General features: G+C 44.3%; 15 protein-coding genes. 14 read left to right on the forward strand and 1 reads right to left on the reverse strand.

All coding sequences use genetic code 11. From position 1 onward, the window contains the following. From FYJ84_RS13485 to FYJ84_RS13515, 7 genes are all read left to right on the forward strand, one after another. Positions 1 to 168, forward strand: a 168-nt coding sequence (locus FYJ84_RS13485; RefSeq protein WP_154408118.1) for a DUF4446 family protein, incomplete at its 5' end; no start/stop codon positions are given. Between the two features lie 54 nt (positions 169 to 222). Then, positions 223 to 477, forward strand: coding sequence for a hypothetical protein (locus tag FYJ84_RS13490; protein ID WP_154408119.1), 255 nt, complete (start codon positions 223 to 225; stop codon positions 475 to 477). A gap of 222 nt (positions 478 to 699) precedes the next feature. Continuing rightward, complete coding sequence (locus FYJ84_RS13495) at positions 700 to 1,644, forward strand: M23 family metallopeptidase (RefSeq protein ID WP_154408120.1); 945 nt, start codon at positions 700 to 702, stop codon at positions 1,642 to 1,644. An 18-nt stretch (positions 1,645 to 1,662) separates the two neighbouring features. After that, entirely contained in the window at positions 1,663 to 2,049 is a 387-nt protein-coding gene (locus FYJ84_RS13500; protein ID WP_154408121.1) for a bactofilin family protein, read from the forward strand. Positions 2,050 to 2,681: 632 nt separating this feature from the next. Next, complete coding sequence (locus FYJ84_RS13505; RefSeq protein WP_154408122.1) at positions 2,682 to 3,788, forward strand: class II glutamine amidotransferase domain-containing protein; 1,107 nt, start codon at positions 2,682 to 2,684, stop codon at positions 3,786 to 3,788. After that, entirely contained in the window at positions 3,776 to 5,407 is a 1,632-nt protein-coding gene (locus tag FYJ84_RS13510; RefSeq protein ID WP_154408123.1) for a glutamate synthase-related protein, read from the forward strand. Before FYJ84_RS13505 ends, FYJ84_RS13510 begins: the two co-directional genes overlap by 13 nt. Before the next feature lie 18 nt (positions 5,408 to 5,425). Beyond that, the gene (locus FYJ84_RS13515; protein WP_154408124.1) at positions 5,426 to 7,768 is read left to right on the forward strand and encodes an FAD-dependent oxidoreductase; all 2,343 of its coding nucleotides are present in this window, start codon (positions 5,426 to 5,428) and stop codon (positions 7,766 to 7,768) included. A gap of 162 nt (positions 7,769 to 7,930) precedes the next feature. On the opposite strand, the gene FYJ84_RS13520 is transcribed toward FYJ84_RS13515, so the two are convergent. Next, positions 7,931 to 9,175: a HipA domain-containing protein gene (locus tag FYJ84_RS13520; protein ID WP_154408125.1), complete on the reverse strand. Its 1,245-nt coding sequence runs from the start codon at positions 9,173 to 9,175 to the stop codon at positions 7,931 to 7,933. A gap of 183 nt (positions 9,176 to 9,358) precedes the next feature. Here FYJ84_RS13520 and FYJ84_RS13525 point away from each other — a divergent pair, with 183 nt between their 5' ends. From FYJ84_RS13525 to FYJ84_RS13555, 7 genes are all read left to right on the forward strand, one after another. Beyond that, positions 9,359 to 10,081 carry a phosphatase gene (locus FYJ84_RS13525; RefSeq protein ID WP_154408126.1) on the forward strand — a complete coding sequence of 241 codons (723 nt, stop codon included), beginning with the start codon at positions 9,359 to 9,361 and terminating at the stop codon, positions 10,079 to 10,081. 248 nt (positions 10,082 to 10,329) lie between these two features. Further along, the gene (locus tag FYJ84_RS13530; RefSeq protein ID WP_205764277.1) at positions 10,330 to 11,514 is read left to right on the forward strand and encodes an ATP-binding protein; all 1,185 of its coding nucleotides are present in this window, start codon (positions 10,330 to 10,332) and stop codon (positions 11,512 to 11,514) included. Between the two features lie 104 nt (positions 11,515 to 11,618). After that, positions 11,619 to 12,113 (forward strand): DUF4869 domain-containing protein, encoded by a 495-nt coding sequence (locus tag FYJ84_RS13535; RefSeq protein ID WP_154408128.1) that lies wholly within the window; start codon positions 11,619 to 11,621, stop codon positions 12,111 to 12,113. A gap of 130 nt (positions 12,114 to 12,243) precedes the next feature. Next, complete coding sequence (locus tag FYJ84_RS13540; protein WP_154408129.1) at positions 12,244 to 13,245, forward strand: hypothetical protein; 1,002 nt, start codon at positions 12,244 to 12,246, stop codon at positions 13,243 to 13,245. Then, entirely contained in the window at positions 13,238 to 15,226 is a 1,989-nt protein-coding gene (locus FYJ84_RS13545; protein WP_205764278.1) for a RecQ family ATP-dependent DNA helicase, read from the forward strand. The genes FYJ84_RS13540 and FYJ84_RS13545 overlap by 8 nt, the downstream gene beginning before the upstream one ends. A 193-nt stretch (positions 15,227 to 15,419) precedes the next feature. Beyond that, positions 15,420 to 16,256 carry a hypothetical protein gene (locus tag FYJ84_RS13550; protein WP_154408130.1) on the forward strand — a complete coding sequence of 279 codons (837 nt, stop codon included), beginning with the start codon at positions 15,420 to 15,422 and terminating at the stop codon, positions 16,254 to 16,256. Positions 16,257 to 16,363: 107 nt separating this feature from the next. Further along, complete coding sequence (locus tag FYJ84_RS13555; RefSeq protein WP_154408131.1) at positions 16,364 to 17,140, forward strand: transporter substrate-binding domain-containing protein; 777 nt, start codon at positions 16,364 to 16,366, stop codon at positions 17,138 to 17,140. Positions 17,141 to 17,303 lie beyond the last annotated feature (163 nt).

A 17,303-nucleotide genomic window follows, 5' to 3' on the forward strand; every position in this document is an offset into this window, starting at 1 on the left:
AGCTATGCGGTTGCCATGCTGGATTCTCATAACAACGGCGTTGTCCTGTCCAGCATTTTTGCCCGGGAGGACTCCCGCAGCTACGCCAAGCCGATTGTGAACGGCACTTCTACCTATGCCATGACCAAGGAGGAGGAAGAAGCCCTGCACCAGGCCATGAGCAAGTGATGGTTTGATAATTGGCAGTTTATATTTTGCGGAAATGATGAGGCGAAAAACATCATGGGTGGCAAGGTATTGGACTATGAAGCTAAAACTATATATATGAACGGCAAGAATGACGGCATAGCTTTGGGCATGGCACAGGGTGTGGCACAAGGCATGGAACAGGGCGTGGCGCAAGGCGTAGCGCAGGGACGGGCATCAATGGTGCTGGACATGATAAAAGATGGGCTGGAGATAGGGACTATCGCCAGGATTGCCAGGATGAGCGTGGAGCAGGTAAACGAGCTTGGCAGAAAAGCTGTCTTGGAATGATGGATGTGCAGTACAAAGTATTATGATTAGGAATGCTGTAGCACAGCGGTTTTTGAAAGAATAGGGGAGAAATGTCCCCTATTCTTTTTTTGCATGAAAAAAGTAGATATGATATAATATATGGGAAAATTTTCCGAGGAGCTATGACCAAGATGTATAGAGGCATAGCATAGATGCGTTGATATGAGTGCGAATTGAGTTTGGAAGTTTGGAGGAGTTTGCTTGAGTAATCAAGAAAACAAAGCAGAAAAGGTTGAGCAGCAGGAATATACGATAAAGATTATTCCTCATAAGGGTGCCAATGTACGCAGTATCCGCCTGCCGGAGAGGTGGATAAAGTACGGGCTTGCATCATTGGCGGCAGGTGCGGTGCTTTTGGCAGGTGCCTTTGGCTATTCCACCTACAGCAGTTATTCCCTGAGAAATGAAGCAGCGCAGATTGAGAGGCTGCAGCAGGTGAACAATGTTCAGCAGGAGCAGCTTTTGCAGCTTTCCAAGAAGGCCAACAGCCTGCAGAATGAGCTGAATGAGCTGAGCCAGGTAGAGATGGAGCTCAGGCAGCTGACCGGTGTGGAAGGGGGCAGCACAGATTCTCCTGACAGCAATGGCGGTGACGGTACCCATAACGGCCAGGGCGGCCCTGTCGGGCAGGAGCTGAAGATTGAAAATGTCAGTGCGGTGCTGGATGACCTGGAGAGGCGCGTAGCTGCCAGAAAGGTAAGCATCCAGCAGCTCCGGGAGGCCATGAAGCAGCAGCAGGAGCTGATTGCCTATCAGGAGAGCATCAATGCCTCCACGCCTTCTATATGGCCTGCCAGCGGTGATGTCAGCTCACCGTATGGGCTCAGGTGGGGAGGTTCTGACTACCATCCGGGCATCGATATTGCCAATGACTGCGGTACGCCGATTGTGGCAACTGCCGACGGCGTAGTGACGGATGCCGGATGGAACAGCGGTGGCTATGGCAACATGGTGGACATTGACCATGGCAACGGCTATATGACGCGCTATGCCCATGCTGAGTCAGTGGCGGTATCACCGGGACAGGCAGTGAAGCGGGGGCAGATTATTGCCTATATGGGCAACACAGGCTACAGCACGGGGCCGCATCTGCACTATGAGGTGCGCGTAAACGGCAAGGCAGTGAATCCGGCAGGGTATTTATAAAAGTTGAGGAGAAGATTTATGTTTGGCAGTATTCGTAAGCAGGTTGATGAGACTATCAGCCACGACATTGAGACCATTATCGGCAAGAATACCATCATCAAGGGAGAGATTTCCGGTACCGGCAATCTGCGTGTGGATGGTACGGTAGAGGGCGGTATTTCCAGTGAGGGCTGTGTCGTTATCGGTGAAGCAGGTACCGTGAACGGTGATATCAGGGCCAATACCCTCAACGTTTCCGGGCAGGTGAACGGCAATGCAGATATTTCAGATAATCTGTCCATCGCTGCCAGCGGACAGCTTATCGGTGATGTGAAGGTGGGGAGCTTCAATATTGCCCAGGGTGGCGTATTCAAGGGGCGCAGTGAGATGACCACCAGAACACGTTCCGAGTCTGTTGATGATTGACAGCTGTTGGCTGCATGTTTTTTTATAGCTAGATTTTGTCCGTATTTGCTTATATTTGACGGTTTGCCACTGTATGACCTGGCGGTTGTGCAGTGGCTTTTTCTATGCCGTATTTTGTATTGCAATTCTGTTGCAAAGAATAAAGTATTACTGTATACAGAAATACAATGCAAAACATAAATGCAGGGCAAAAATGCGGCAGACACGATAATAGCACGATATTTAAGGAATTAAAGGTGATTTTGGGACAAACGCAAAACATTTTTTAGAAGAAATATACACTAAAAATGTATAAAAATACAGATAGAAAATAATAAAAGCAATATTTGCAAGGTGTTTTGACACTTTACTGCGATAAAATATTGAATATTTATATTGACAGCCGCAAATAATATACCTATAATAATACTTGCCGCTGGCTTTTATACTAAAAGTTAGGTATTAATGTCCGTGGTCAAGCGATAATCTATATCAATCATTGAATAGTTTCTATTCATATCAACATATAGAAGTTATAGCAGTCAGGATTGCATTATTGTTTTGCATATTTTACTTTGCACTGTTTAGCCTAGAAGCTATTCAATGGTTGATAACAACTTTATTGTATTTGTGTGTATTGGAGGAGTGTTAATATGTGTAGAATTGGTTCTATCAAAAGCAAGGTGCCTGTTCATCCGTCCAAGGCTCTGCATTTGATGCTGCCACAGCAGGAAGGCCATGATAATTCCGGCTTTGCCATGGTTATGCAGGACCTGTATGGTATTTTTTCTACCTACAAGGACAAGCCTTTGCTGTCTATGGCCTGCACCCAGAAGGGCAACCAGATGGTAGAGGAATACATGGACAGCCACAACTTTGTGCAGCTGGCTGAGTGGATTCCTGTGCCTAACAAGGAGCCGGGGCTGGACATTCAGGCTATGCCGTACTATGTGTTCAGAAACTATGACTATCCGGAGCATTACAACGAGCTGAGCCAGAAGGAAAAGGAAGATATGCTTCTGAATACCCGCCTGGCACTGCGGGAGCTTTTGGAAAAGTCCGGCGAGGGTTTCGTTTATTCCTTCTGGCCTGATGTGCTGACCCTGAAGGAAATCGGCGACCCAAGGGATATTGCCACTTATTTCCATCTGTGGGAGGATAACGGCTGCCTGTCTGCCAAGAATATTGTGGTGCAGTGCCGCCAGAACACCAACTACGACATCGTGCGCTATGCGGCTCATCCGTTCTTCCTGCAGGGATATACCCTGTGCGCCAACGGCGAGAACACCTTCTACACCAAGAACAAGGAGTTCCAGAAATCCCTGCACAGGGGCTATATCGGCTTTGAGTCCGATTCCCAGTGCTTCCTCTATACCCTTCACTATGTACTCCATGAGCTGAAGTGGCCGATTAATTACTACAAGCATGTCATTACGCCGCTGCCTTTTGAGGAAATTGAAAAGCGTGAGGACAAAGAGGTGCTGACGGCAATCCGCCAGTCTCTGGCACATCTTGAGATTAATGGTCCGAATACCATTATTGCCACCCTGCCTGACAACCGCATGATTACCTGCTGCGACTCCAAGAAGCTGCGCCCGGTTGTTATCGGTCAGGATGAGAACACTGTAGCAATTGCCTCCGAGGTCTGCGGCCTGAATGAAATCATGCCGGATCGTGATATGACCAAGGATATTTACCCGAATGAGCGTGAGGTTATTGTAATCGACAATGAGCTGGAGGTACAGAGATGGAAGCAGTAAAGACTCAGGACGTTTCCGTAAACGATCTTGCCTGGAAAATAGAATATCATGCAGATAGGTGTACGATGTGCGGCAGCTGCGTTGCTACCTGCTCTTTTAAGGCTATCAAGGTAGAAACCCAGGCCCAGTCCATCGTGGTTTCCACCGACAGCCAGCCGGTGCCGGAGCATCGCCACATTGCCCGTCCTATTATCAAGCAGGTGGCAAGCCTGACTGATTTCTGCCGTGGCTGCGGCATGTGCGAAAAGGTATGCCCGAATAACGCTATCCGCCCTGTCAGGAACCCTGACAGCCGCAAGACCCTGCTCTCCAAGGATGCAGGCCCGATTAAGCGTGGCGGCCGTACCAACCTGAATGCCCAGAGGACTCTGGACAGCATTATCGTTGGCCGTATTTCCCAGATGACTGACCCGTCCCTGGACTCCGCCCGTCATACCTTTGATATCCGTTCTCCATTTGGCCGGGTATTGTCCGCCAAGGAGCTGCCGTTCAAGCTGGAAAACGGCAAGATGGTCATGGCTGAGAAGACGCCGCCTGTAAACTGGATTTATCCTTTGATTTTCTCCGATATGTCCATCGGCGCCCTGTCCACCCGTGCCTGGGAGGCTGTGGCACTGGCCTGTGCCTACCTGAATGAGAAGTGCGGCCTGCCGGTTCGCATGAGCTCTGGTGAGGGCGGCATGCCAGTAAAGCTGATGGAGTCGGATTATCTCAAGTACTTCATTTTGCAGATTGCTTCCGGCCACTTTGGCTGGAACCGTATCGTCAAGGCCATTCCGCACATGGTAACAGACCCTGCCGGTGTGCTGATTAAGATCGGTCAGGGTGCAAAGCCGGGCGATGGCGGTCTTTTGCCGGCTGCCAAGGTAGCTGAGCATGTACAGGCCATCCGCGGCGTACCAAAAGCAACCCTTTCCTCGCCGCCAAACCATCAGGGCCTGTACTCTATCGAGGAGTCCGTGCAGAAGATGCACCTCTCCCTGAATGCGGCTTTCGGCTTCCGTGTGCCGGTTGCCATCAAGTGCGCGGCTTCTTCTACTTCCGTATCCGTGTACAACAACCTGCTCCGCGATCCGTACAAGATTTGCGGCGGCTTCTTCATCGATGGCATTCAGGGCGGTACCGGTGCTGCCAACGAGGTTTCTCTCGACCACACCGGCCATCCTGTTGTTTCCAAAATCCGTGACTGCTATCTGGCTGCTGTCAAGCAGGGCTTGCAGGGACAGATTCCTCTCTACGGCGGCGGCGGTATCGGCATGACCGGCAACGCGGCTGCTGATGCCTTCAAGATGATGTGCCTTGGCGCCAACGGCGTATTCGTGGGCAAGGTGCTTATCCAGCTTCTGGGCTGCGTAGGCAACGAGCAGGGACGCTGCAATGCCTGCAACACCGGCAAGTGCCCGATGGGTATCTGCACCCAGGACCCTCGCCTTGTTAAGCGTCTGGATATTGATAAGGGCGCACAGAAGATTGTTGATTATGTACTGGCATTTGACTCCGAGCTGAAGAAACTCATGGCTCCTATCGGCAACAGCTCTATTCCTGTTGGCCGCAGCGATGCTCTGGTTTCTACTGACAAGGCTATTGCTGACAAGCTGGGCATCCAGTATGTATGCTGATAAGGGAGGAAATACGGAATGTTTGAGATAGATACTATTAAGGGACATGATCGTATGTCCACCCAGGATTTGCTGCTGGCGATTGAGGCTGCTGTCCGCTCCGGCGAGACCGAGTTCAATATCCATGCCTCCGGTCAGCACGACATTGGCGGCCCGTTGTGGAATGCTGATGGCAAGAAGCTGGTTTTCCATGTAACCAATGCCGGTCAGCGCGTAGGCTCCATGTGCCTGCCGAATACCGAGATTTTTGTCGAGGATTCCACCTCTGCTGATGTAGGCTGGCTGAATGCCGGCGGTATGATTACCGTTCGTGGCGATGCCGGTGATACTGCCGGCCACTGCTCCGCCGGGGGCAAGATTTTCATCGGCGGCCGTGCCGGTACCCGCAGCGGTTCTTTGATGAAGCATGACCCTCTCTATGAGGAGCCGGAGCTGTGGATTTTGAAAAATACCGGCTCTTTCTCCTTTGAGTTCATGGGCGGCGGCCGTGCCGTTGTCTGCGGCTATGACTGCGATGAGTTTGCCTCCGTGCTGGGTGAGCGTGCCTGTGTTGGCATGGTAGGCGGCGTGGTTTATGTCCGCGGCCCTATCAGCAGCTATCCGTCCGATATCCGCTACCTGGATTTGGAGCAGGAGGATATTGACTTTTTGGCTGGCGGCATGGATGAGTTCCTGGAGAAAATCCAGCGCACCGAGCTGAAGGCTGAGCTTTCCGACTGGAGCCAGTGGAAGAAGCTGCGTCCTCTTACCTTTGAGGAAAAGACTGCCCAGCCAAGCGGCAAGGTGTCCATGAAGGATTTCCGTGCCAATGAGTGGGTAAAGGGCGGTATCTTCAGCGATGTTGCCATGGACGATTTCGCTGTTCACAATACTATTTCAAATGGTCTTTATAGATTGCGCGTACCTAGCTGGGACAATGCCAAGTACAACGCTCCGTGCGAGTTCAGCTGCCCTACCGGCATTCCTACCCAGAAGCGTTATAACCTCATCCGTCAGGGCAAGCTGCAGGAGGCTATTGACCTGGAGCTGGAGTATACTCCGTTCCCTGGTTCTGTCTGCGGCAGTGTCTGCCCGAATCCATGTATGGATGGCTGTACCCGTGGCGGTATCGACGAGCCTATCCAGATTGGCAACCTGGGCTGGCTGTCTGCCTACCAGAAGGTTGCTCCGCCAGCTGCTGAGACCGGCAAGAAAATCGGCATCATCGGCGGCGGTATGGCAGGCCTGTCTGCGGCATGGCAGCTGCGGCGCAAGGGACATACTGTTACTGTCTATGACGATGCGGAGCATATCGGCGGCAAGCTGGAGCAGGTTATTCCTCGCGGCCGCCTGATGCACGATGTGCTGGTCAGCGAGCTGAAGCGCATCGAGGATATCGGCGTGAAGTTCGTCACCTCCTGCAAGGTGGACAAGGCGAAGTTTGCTGAAATCCAGCAGGACAATGATGCGGTGGTAGTTGCTACCGGCGGTCACAAGTCCCGCTTCTTCAACTGGGAGGGCAAGGAACGCCTGACCATGGGACTGGATTTCCTGAAGAAGGTCAATGCAGGTGAAAATCCGAAGGTGGGCAAGCGGGTAGTAGTTATCGGCTGCGGCAACTCCGGCATGGATACCTGCCGTGCGGCATACGACATGGGCGCAGAGTCCGTAGTGGCTGTAGATGTGCAGAAGCCTGCTGCCTTTGAGGATGAGATTGAGTATGTAGAGAGCCGCGGCGGCAAGCTGGTATGGCCTTTCTTTACTGACAAGATTACCGAGGAGGGCGTATATGCCAACGATGGCAGGTTCATCCCTGCTGATGAGGTTATTGTATCCATCGGTGAGGAGCCTGTGCTGGATTACCTCCCGGATGATGAGTCCATCCAGAAGTTCCGTGGCAGCTGGCTGATTGCCGGCAAGGATAAGTCCATCCTGCCGGGCGTATTCGCTGCCGGTGATGTAATCAAGCCGGGCCGCCTGACTGATGCCATCGGTGACGGCATCAAGGCAGCCTACTATGCTGACCAGTATGTGACCGGTGCTGAGTATGTGCCGTTCCCTGAGAAGGTGAAGATTCCGGCAGAGCGTCTCAGCAAGGCATATTTTGCCAAGTGCCACCATTGCAGCCTGGGCGAGCCAGCTGATGACCATGCACGCTGCGTAAGCTGCGGTACCTGCCGCGACTGCAAGATGTGCCTTGAGTCCTGCCCTGAGAAGGCTATCAGCCGCATCGCCAATGAGGATGGTTCCTGGACCTATGTATCCGACCCGAAGAAGTGCATCGGCTGCGGCATCTGTGCCGGTGTCTGCCCTTGCGGTGTCTGGAGCATCAGCGATAACCCTGAGCCTATCAAGATGTACCGCACTTACAACAAGAAGTAAGATTAAGATATAAGATGTTGTAGGATGCAGGAAATAAGAGTTAAAAACAAGATTATTTTCTAATTCTTGTCCAATACACAGGAACAGCCCCGATGTGCTATGTGCATGTCGGGGCTGTTTCCATTTGGTCTAATTTTGGAAGCAGTTCAGCTTCGATATAAGTCAGCTGTCATATAAATCAATGGGCTGCTTTTCTCTGGAGAGCTCCAGAATTTTTTTTGCCCTGAGTTGTATGAATGTGGACATTTTGCTTAATGTATCGTCTGAAACGTTATATTTGGGATGCTTAATGAAATGAAAATTCAACAGCTTGCGGATTTTTGGGATGTGCCGAGGCTGCACAAATAACCTGGCTGCCAGGTCAAAGTCCAGGTATTTGCCGGTAATTGCTGATATGTATTCCGTCAGATTGTCCATATCGCTTTTGGCGGCATCATATAGCAGGGAAAAGCCGTTATCAAAAAGCGGTGCCGGTTTTAAGTAGTTGCCGGTATCGTTATCAATCAGATAGCCAAAATTGCCCAAGTGCCTGTCCTTATTGGAAATCAGGGCATCAAAAATCATTAAATCCGCATATTTCTCCCTGCCGTAGATTTCAGCCATCTTATCCTGCACGAGAATTTTTTGCAGATTGGCACGTCTGACATCCAGCCCCTTATCCCTGAAAAAATCATATGCCGGTACATAGCCGGTATTTTCATCTGTAAACAGCTTGCACTTGCAGATGATTTCCCTTTCGCCGTCACGATGGTGAAATTCTTCCAAATCGTAGGGTATATGTTCAAAATCCATTATGGCAGCGATTTGTGCGGCATAAAATTCCGTTGTTGCCTGAGAGCGTCCATCTGAGTAATTAATGAAATCATCACCCTTTAGCAGATAAATGCCATCAGCGCGGTTTGACCAGCATTTTTTCAGGGCACCGCTGGAAGTGTATTCCGGGGAAGTGACCACGCCGCTGATTTTTTCGCTGTGCCCGGTAAAGGCGATATATGCCAGCACCTGGTCAAAAGGATGGCTATATAGGTTAAAATCATGCCATGCAGCTGTCATGGCATCGTTTGTTATCCAAAGGGAATCGTTCAGGGACAGGGCATGGGAAGTATCTACATAGGCCAATGGATTGCCTTTATCGCTGATGGTCTGCATCAGCTGCTCCACAAAGCGCCTGTTTTTGGGAGCCTTGCGCCGTTCAATCCACAGCAGCAGATTTTCAGGTGAAAGCTCATTTCTCAGGCTGTATGGCAGCAACGTCTGCTGTTCCTTATTGATGTAGTTGATTTTGAGTGCATAGTCATAAGCCTGTATGCCGTTTACGGTTACAGTTTCCCGGAGTAAATCGAATTTGATTAAAGGAATATCCTTATTTCGCAGGGTATACTTACCTGCGACAACGGTATTGCTCATAACCCTCACCAGCCTTTCTATATGGTATTTTACCACAAAAATTATGTTTATAGATGTTATATTTTTTGTGGCAAAATCAGATTTGAGCTGAAAAAGTCAGCAATAATATATTGCTTGTGCTCGAAATAGAAAATAATGGTATAATAATTAAAAGAAATTGCTGTGATACAGGAGGATGATGAAATGTACAATAAATTTCTTCTCGATATGCATACGCATACATTGGCCAGCGGCCATGCCTATGGAACTATTCGGGAAATGGCTCAGGCGGCTGCGGAAAATGGGCTGAAGCTGCTGGGCATCAGCGAGCATGCACCGGGGATGCCCGGCACAGTGGACCCGTTTTATTATTGCAATTTGTCGGTGATTCCACGCAGGCTCTATGGTGTAGAGATGATGTTTGGCAGCGAGATAAATGTGCTGGCAGGAGGCAGGCTGTCTCTTGAAGAAGAATGGCTGGGAAAACTGGACTATGGTATTGTGGGAATTCATAACACCTGCTACGAAAATGCAGGCAGGGAGGAAAATACTGATAATCTAATCGGCTGCATGCGCCATCCCAAAATCCATTTTGTTTCACATCCTGATGATGACCACATGCCACTGAATTATGAGCGGCTGGTTCGCGCTGCCAAAGAAAATGGTGTGGCTCTTGAGGTTAATAACAGCTCATTCTTGAAGCCGGAAGGATTTCGCCTGAATTATCGGGAGAATTATCGGACAATGCTGGCACTGTGCAGGCAGTATGAAGTACCGGTTATTGTGGATTCAGATGCTCATGACCCTTCGGCTGTTGGTATTCTGGATGAAGCACGGCAGTTTTTGCAGGAACAGGATTTTCCTGAGAAGCTTATTTTGAATGTGGATATTGACAGGGTAAAGCAGTTCATCGCAAAAGGCGTATGATATATGATAATTGGTGAACAGAAATAATCTCAGCAGTTATGGGAATATGCTGTTTGTGGCTTTTTTATGCAAATCTCCTGCTAATCAGGCAACCTGGCTAGCAGGAGATTTTTTCCATTGGCACAAAACAAAAGTATATTGAAAAGAAGCTGTTTTTAGGATAAAATAAAGTGTACTTTATTTTATCCTAAAATCGAGGTGTTACCATGCAATACATCAAACGAAGTTTGGAACGGAAATTTCTGCGCATGAATGTTTTTTTCAAGGCGATATTGGTTACTGGTGCCAGGCAGGTTGGGAAAACTACCATGCTCAGGCAGCTGGCAGCAGGGGAAGAACGTACTTATGTGACACTGGATAATGCTATGGCAAGGATGCTGGCAAAGACAGATCCGGTGCTGTTCTTTCAGACCTACAAGCCACCGATGATCATTGACGAGATACAAAAGGCGCCGGAACTTTTTGAGCAGATCAAGATTATCTGCGATAACAGCGAGGAGAGGGGGCTATTCTGGCTTACAGGCTCCCAGCAGTACAGTATGATGGGGAGTGTCAGGGAAACCCTGGCAGGCAGGCTAGGCATATTGAATATGTACAGCCTCTCAAAAAATGAGATAGACGGCATTGAATTTGCGGATGAACTGGATTTTTCCCTGCCAGCACTGTTGAAAAGGCAATCCGAGGCGAAAAAAAATGATATTATGGATGTATTTGAGCATATTTGGCGTGGCGGTATGCCGGATGTCCTGCTGGCTGATGAAGAATTGCGCCAGGAATATTTCAATTCCTATATTGAAACTTATCTGATGCGTGATGTGACGGAATCGGGCGGTATTACTGATACAGTACGTTTCAGGAAGTTTCTCAATGCCTGCGCCGCCCTGATTGCTGAGCAGGTAAATTATAAAACGTTAGCAGAGGCGGCAGAAATTTCCCAGCCGACTGCCAAGGAATGGCTACGGATATTGGAAGGCTTGGGCATAATTTATTTGCTGCAGCCTTATGCCAATAATGAACTGAAGCGCCTGACCAAGAAGCCGAAACTTTATTTTTTAGATACCGGTCTGTGTGCCTATCTCTCCATGTGGCTGACACGGGATGCCCTGCTGCATGGGGCAGCCAGCGGTCATTATTATGAGAATTATGTGGTAATGGAGCTTTTGAAAAATTATGCCTATGCTTCAACAAAGGCAAATTTATATTATTATCGCGATTCCAATGCAAAGGAAATAGACCTTGTTGTGGGAAAAAATAATGAGCTGCATCCGCTGGAAATTAAAAAATCTGCCAATCCTGACCGCAGGGAAATAAAAAAATTTTCACTGCTGGATAAGACGAATGTGCAGCGCAGCTACGGAGGGCTTATCTGCATGAGTGAGGAAGTGGTGCCTATTGATGAGAAAAATTGGTATATTCCTTGCAATTTGATTTAGGGGGAGAGTTTTGGGGCAGAATTATCCTGGAGCCTTTGCCGTAAAATATTGGCAAGCTGTGAGAGCAATATAAAGTTTTTTGAGAAAGAAATGTGGTGAAGCAATTGTTAAATGTATATATTGGTGATTATCCGGGTGAGATATACAATCCGGCACTTTATTTTAAGAATCAGTATGAGCCGGAGTGGCTTACTAGTGAGCTGGGACGGCAGATGATATTTGATGTGGACAAATCAAAGGTTATAGGGGCAAATCTGATTGAGAGTCCTGTACTGGGACCGATACCGCCTGAGAGGTTATCAGGTGGCGTGAAAACGTTGCTGCTGATGGCATTTGATGTGTCAGGTAACATATTTAATGCTACGGCATGCTGTGATAAGTGTGCCAAGTGGATATTGCAAATTGCCGAGAAAAAGGATTTGACGATAACCTTGCATCATAGTATGAGATTTGGCAAGGAGCCTTATGAAATTCGTATTTTAAATACTGGTGTTGTGGTGCATAATCAACAGGAATGGATAGATAATGTTTTTTCGTTGCTGGAATATAATAAGCTTGCGGAAGCAGACAATGTTATGAAGCGTAGTGCAAAGTTTTAGAAATGGTAAAATATGTTAGTATATTTTGCAGGATTTTTACAAAAGATGTCGAAGTAAACATAATATGAAAGTTAGAGTTTGTATAAGTATTACAGTTATGATAAAGGTATAATTTTTAGGGGGAATCTAGATGTTTGTACAAGCTAATTATGAGAGTGTGGAGCAAGTTTGTTATGATGAAAGACATATCCAGCAAGTTTTGGAATCCATAACCAATATGTTTGATGGGTATTTTGAACGATATTTGCTTAGAAAGGCGGGCAAAGGGCTTAGCGAGGAAGATATTTCTTCATTGCAAAGTAAATTTTGTATCAAGCCTGTAAACAAAAAAATAAATAAAAATTTATCTGATAATTATAGAGAGATCATTTGTGATGCTATAGAGGATTTTGAAAAGGATCGTGATGATTATATTAATATTTTCGATATGGAATTGATAGAGGATTATGAAGAAGATTTAAGTAGTTTTAAGTCTAAAGTGTTGAAATGTGATTGCCCGATTATTAGGAAAGCTCTCCAAGCCAAAAGAGCCAAAGAATTAGATAAGTATAGGGCTGAGTTTTCAAGGGCTGATCCCGAGGAGTTACATACTGTTATTTATAATTTGTGCGAATTTGGTATGAGTTATCAAGATGAATATAGTGAATATGTATATGAAGAAATTGATGACTATGGGGAACTTGGAATGGGGGCATTGGATACTGAGGAATATACAGTTTATGGTGTTATTGGTGGTGGAATTAAAACGCATATGTTGTATAAAGTATATCCAGAATTCTTTTCCAATAGAAGCAGAAGTGCATTATGGGCATTATGGTTTTTAACAGATAAAGATAATTATGATTTAGAAACAGATTCAGAATTTCTCATGATAGATGTGAAGAAGAATATTGTACAGCAAAATTATTTTTATCCATATGAGTTATTTGCATATTATGCCTTTGAAATATATAAAATGCTAGAGAATAAAGCACTTGAATGTGGTGTTGAATTTAATCATAAATATAGATATGTATACGTTAATTCATTTTTAGAGTATGTTGCTTTTGAACATGAAAATGAAATATCGGAAATCAAAAAGGAAAATGAAAACAAAAAAGAAAATAGTTATGGAGGACTTGAATATGCGTGATATTGATGCAGATTTTAAAAGATATTTTCCTAATCTAAATTTTAAACTTAAATGTTTTCAGAAAAATGTGATTGAAAATGTTACAAAAGTTGGTAACACGTTATGCATTATGCCCACAGGAGGGGGAAAGTCGGTTATTTATTGGATGGCTGCAATGGAATGCGATGGTATAACTATTGTAGTTTCACCATTGACAGCATTAATTGAAGAACAGGCATCTAAATTAAGAGAGCAGGGACATGAAGTATTAGTGTTTCATAGTGGTATAAATTTAAAACGGCAGATGGAGGCTTTAACAAATTTTGCTAAAGGAAATATCAATCCAAAATTTATATTTGTTAGTCCGGAAAAAATTGCTACAGATGGATATTTTGAATTTTGCTTAAAAAAGCGTAGCAATAATATACATTTGATGGTTATAGATGAAGTACACTGTGTTAGTCAGTGGGGGATGAGTTTCAGACCATTCTATAAGAGAATACCAGAATTCTTAAATTGTTTATTTGGAGTAAATTCGTGGTGCAAAGTTTTAGCATTAACTGCAACATTAAATCCATTAGAATTGGGAGATATTTGTACAGCGTTTAATATAGAGAGACAAAATATTATAAAAGATAAAATTCTTATGAGGAATGAAATCCAACTGCATGTAAATAAATTTACTAATGAGGATGAAAAAGAAGAATATTTTTGGAATTTATTGAAACGGCATGCAGGAGAAAAGATTTTAGTATATTTATACCGTAAAAAAGGTGAGAGAGGAGTTGAGTGGCTCTATGAAAAGGCAATAAGTAAGGGATATAATGCAGGATACTTTCATGGTGATATGGTATCTGCAAAGCGAATGGAACTCATAGAACTGTATCGTTCTGGAGAAATTGATGTGATGTTCGCGACGAATGCCTTTGGCATGGGAATAGATATATCAGATATACGAGTGGTCATCCATTTTATGATACCAGAATCAGCTGAACAGTATTATCAGGAAGTAGGACGTGCAGCTAGAGATGGTTATGGGGCAAATGCTTATTTGTTATATTCTAATAAAAATATAGACGTTAAAAGAACCCATTTTATTAATAATTCTTTTCCTAAAGAGAATGAATTAAGAGATGTATATAAAAAGATTGCCAAGAAAGTAGGATATGTTGTGTGTCCTTATTTTGAGGATGAGACAATTCAAAAATGTTTACCATATTATCTGAAAGCAGGATTGTTAAATATAGAGTGCAAAGGGTTTTCAGGTATTGCAGAACTATACGATATTGAAAACTTAAGATTAAAAAAATACTATGAAAGCACCAAGTCAAAAGGTTTTGTGAGGACGCTTACAAAGAACAATATTGATGCTGAAGAATTGTCGAATTTGGTATATGACTCTGTATTTTCAGGTGATGCTAAATTAAACAAACCATTGGAGAGATGGCTTGTATTTAAGATAAATTCGGTAGAAATAACTGATGATAAGATGCAGTTAATGTTAAAAGATATTGAAGAAAAAAAGAAATATAAAAATGAATTATTGGATTATTTGATTTATATATTGGAAGAAAATGATAATTCACAAAAATGGCATCAGGATATTGCCGCTTATCTTGGTATGGATAAATATGAATTGGGAAGAATTTATACGACAGTGGATGGTAATCATGTAAGAAGTAAATCAGAAGTTATTATTTGTGATTTGCTTGCAAAATCAAATATCCAATATAAATATGAAGAACGTTTGGAATATGAGCCAGGTCAGGTTATCAATCCAGATTTTACAGTTTATCTTGCAGATGGCAGAGTATTTTATTGGGAGCATCTTGGTTGTTTGGGACAAGAGGAATATGATGATAATTGGGCGAAAAAAATGAAAGTATATGAAGAATATTTTCCAGGAAAACTGGTGAAAACTTACGAAAGTGGAACAATTTCTAAAGATGCAGAAAGATTAATAAAAAATATTTTTTCGCTTAGATTGTATACTGAACAATGATAAGTTACTATTTTTAAGAAGTTGGGGTGATAATAATGTGCAGTTTATTAAACTGCGTATGGTGAAAGGCATTATCTTTGCCGCGTAAGGACTCTCATTTCAATATCAAATATTTATTCGAATAAAGAGAAATAAGTTTCATGGATAAGTGGATATATTGCTTATAAAACTTATTATATGAGGAGAAATGAAGATGAAAAAAGTAATTACTGTATTAAGCGTTTTCATAATCGTAGTGTTGTTGTTTGTTGGATGTAAGGAGGATGAAACAGTAGCAAAATTCATTAATACAGAGGTTGAAGGTACATATACGTTGTCTGAATTAGAGCAAATGTCTGAAGAAGAAAGAAAATCAAATTTAGAGAATAAACATATTAGAGTAAGAGGTCTTGTTACAGATGCAGAAAGTTATAAGTTAGAGTTAGATACTGATAAAATAGAGGTAAATGCGTATTTTGCTGATGAGAATAATAAAGATGAAAATGAAGATTTAGATGAGTGTGAGGTTGTTATAGATGGTGTATGTACTAATGCTTATGGTAAGTATGTACGTATTTATGGCGTGTCTGTAATAGAAAAGAATTTTGATGAAAAAGAAAAGAAAAAGCAAATTGTTCGTGATATAGAAGCTAAGAATAAAGTTGAGAGGGAAGAATATCGTATACGAGAAGCAATAGAAGATGCTTTCGGGAAGAAAAAGATAGAAAATATAGATATACATGATGGTGAAAATAATAAAAAAGTTGTAATGGCATATATTTATGCAGGGGATTATGACAGTTTGGATTTATTACTTATGAATGCAACAGAGGCATTTGAAGAGATATATACGAATCACAGTAATATAGGGAATATGATTATTTTTATATCTATGAATTTAGTTAATAATTATGGTGAAACAGAAAAAGTTCATGTTATAAAGTTACAGTTGAGTGATAATACTGCTTCTAAAATAATTTGGGATGATTTTAATTTCAAAAAATTACCACAAATTGCAGATGATGCGTTTATTCATAAGGTACTCAAATAACTTGCATAGTATAATTTAGACATGGCAGTGAAGTTTAAAATTATTTGTTGATTGAACGGATGAAAATATTAATAACAATTATGTTTTTTAGGGGGAGGAATAGTAAAATGAAATCAGTATTTTTTAGGTTTTTTATTGCGATAGCTGTGCTTTTTTCTCAAGTTTCCCTGGCGTATGCCGGGCATCTGGAGGATATTGCCGCCAGGGGGGAACTGCTGGTGGGGACGACGGGGGATTATCGTCCTATGTCATACTATAATGCGGAAACCGGCGAATATGAGGGGATTGATGCGGAGCTGGCAGAGATATTGGCAAAATCCCTGAATGTCAAGCTTGTTTATGTGCCGACAACCTGGCCAAATTTGGCAAGGGATGTGCAGGAAAATAAATTTGATGTTGCCCTGTGCGGCGTTTCAAGAATTTATGAACGGGAGCGGACAATGGCGCTTTCAAAGGGTTACTGCGTGACAGGCAAGACCGTTCTCTGCTGCAGGGATAAGGCTGCTGATTATCAGTCACTGGAGGATATCAATAAGCCTGAGGTGCGGATTATGCTCAATCCTGGCGGCACAAATGAAAAATTTGTCCGTAGCAGGTTGCAAAATGCTACAGTGATTATGCATGAGGAAAATGCGGAGATTCCGGGGCTTATTGCAGCTGGCGAGGCTGATGTCATGATTACGGATACCTTTGAGGCGGTGCGGTATGTGCACATGAATCCTGCACTGGCGGCACCGCTGGCAGACAAGCCGTTTACTGTTATTAACAAGGCTGCCCTCATGCAGCAGGGAGACCAGCCCTGGCTGAATTATGTGAATTTTGTGCTGGAGGAACTGGAAGCGGATGGCACACTGCCACAGCTCAGGGAAAAGTATCTGAGATAATATGCAGTATATTGAACTACTCCCTCCTAACGCTTAGCGTTTGAGGAGGGAGATTCCCACTTCTACGAGAACAGCCTTCTGCCTTGGCAAAAGGACTTACACACTCTCCGTGGGCGTTAATTTCCGTAATTCCTACGGTATTTTTATGCTTTGAAGCTTATGC

The organism is Anaerovibrio slackiae (assembly GCF_009695585.1).
Classification (GTDB): Bacteria; Bacillota; Negativicutes; order Selenomonadales; family Selenomonadaceae; genus Anaerovibrio; species Anaerovibrio slackiae.

Coding starts and splice junctions, on each gene's coding strand:
- FYJ84_RS13550 (WP_154408130.1), top strand. CDS start 15,420: ATGAAAAAAGTAATTACTGTATTAAGCGTTTTCATAATCGTAGTGTTG.
- FYJ84_RS13500 (WP_154408121.1), top strand. CDS start 1,663: ATGTTTGGCAGTATTCGTAAGCAGGTTGATGAGACTATCAGCCACGAC.
- FYJ84_RS13540 (WP_154408129.1), top strand. CDS start 12,244: ATGTTTGTACAAGCTAATTATGAGAGTGTGGAGCAAGTTTGTTATGAT.
- FYJ84_RS13490 (WP_154408119.1), top strand. CDS start 223: ATGGGTGGCAAGGTATTGGACTATGAAGCTAAAACTATATATATGAAC.
- FYJ84_RS13545 (WP_205764278.1), top strand. CDS start 13,238: ATGCGTGATATTGATGCAGATTTTAAAAGATATTTTCCTAATCTAAAT.
- FYJ84_RS13525 (WP_154408126.1), top strand. CDS start 9,359: ATGTACAATAAATTTCTTCTCGATATGCATACGCATACATTGGCCAGC.
- FYJ84_RS13505 (WP_154408122.1), top strand. CDS start 2,682: ATGTGTAGAATTGGTTCTATCAAAAGCAAGGTGCCTGTTCATCCGTCC.
- FYJ84_RS13520 (WP_154408125.1), bottom strand. CDS start 9,175: ATGAGCAATACCGTTGTCGCAGGTAAGTATACCCTGCGAAATAAGGAT.
- FYJ84_RS13515 (WP_154408124.1), top strand. CDS start 5,426: ATGTTTGAGATAGATACTATTAAGGGACATGATCGTATGTCCACCCAG.
- FYJ84_RS13530 (WP_205764277.1), top strand. CDS start 10,330: ATGAATGTTTTTTTCAAGGCGATATTGGTTACTGGTGCCAGGCAGGTT.
- FYJ84_RS13510 (WP_154408123.1), top strand. CDS start 3,776: ATGGAAGCAGTAAAGACTCAGGACGTTTCCGTAAACGATCTTGCCTGG.
- FYJ84_RS13555 (WP_154408131.1), top strand. CDS start 16,364: ATGAAATCAGTATTTTTTAGGTTTTTTATTGCGATAGCTGTGCTTTTT.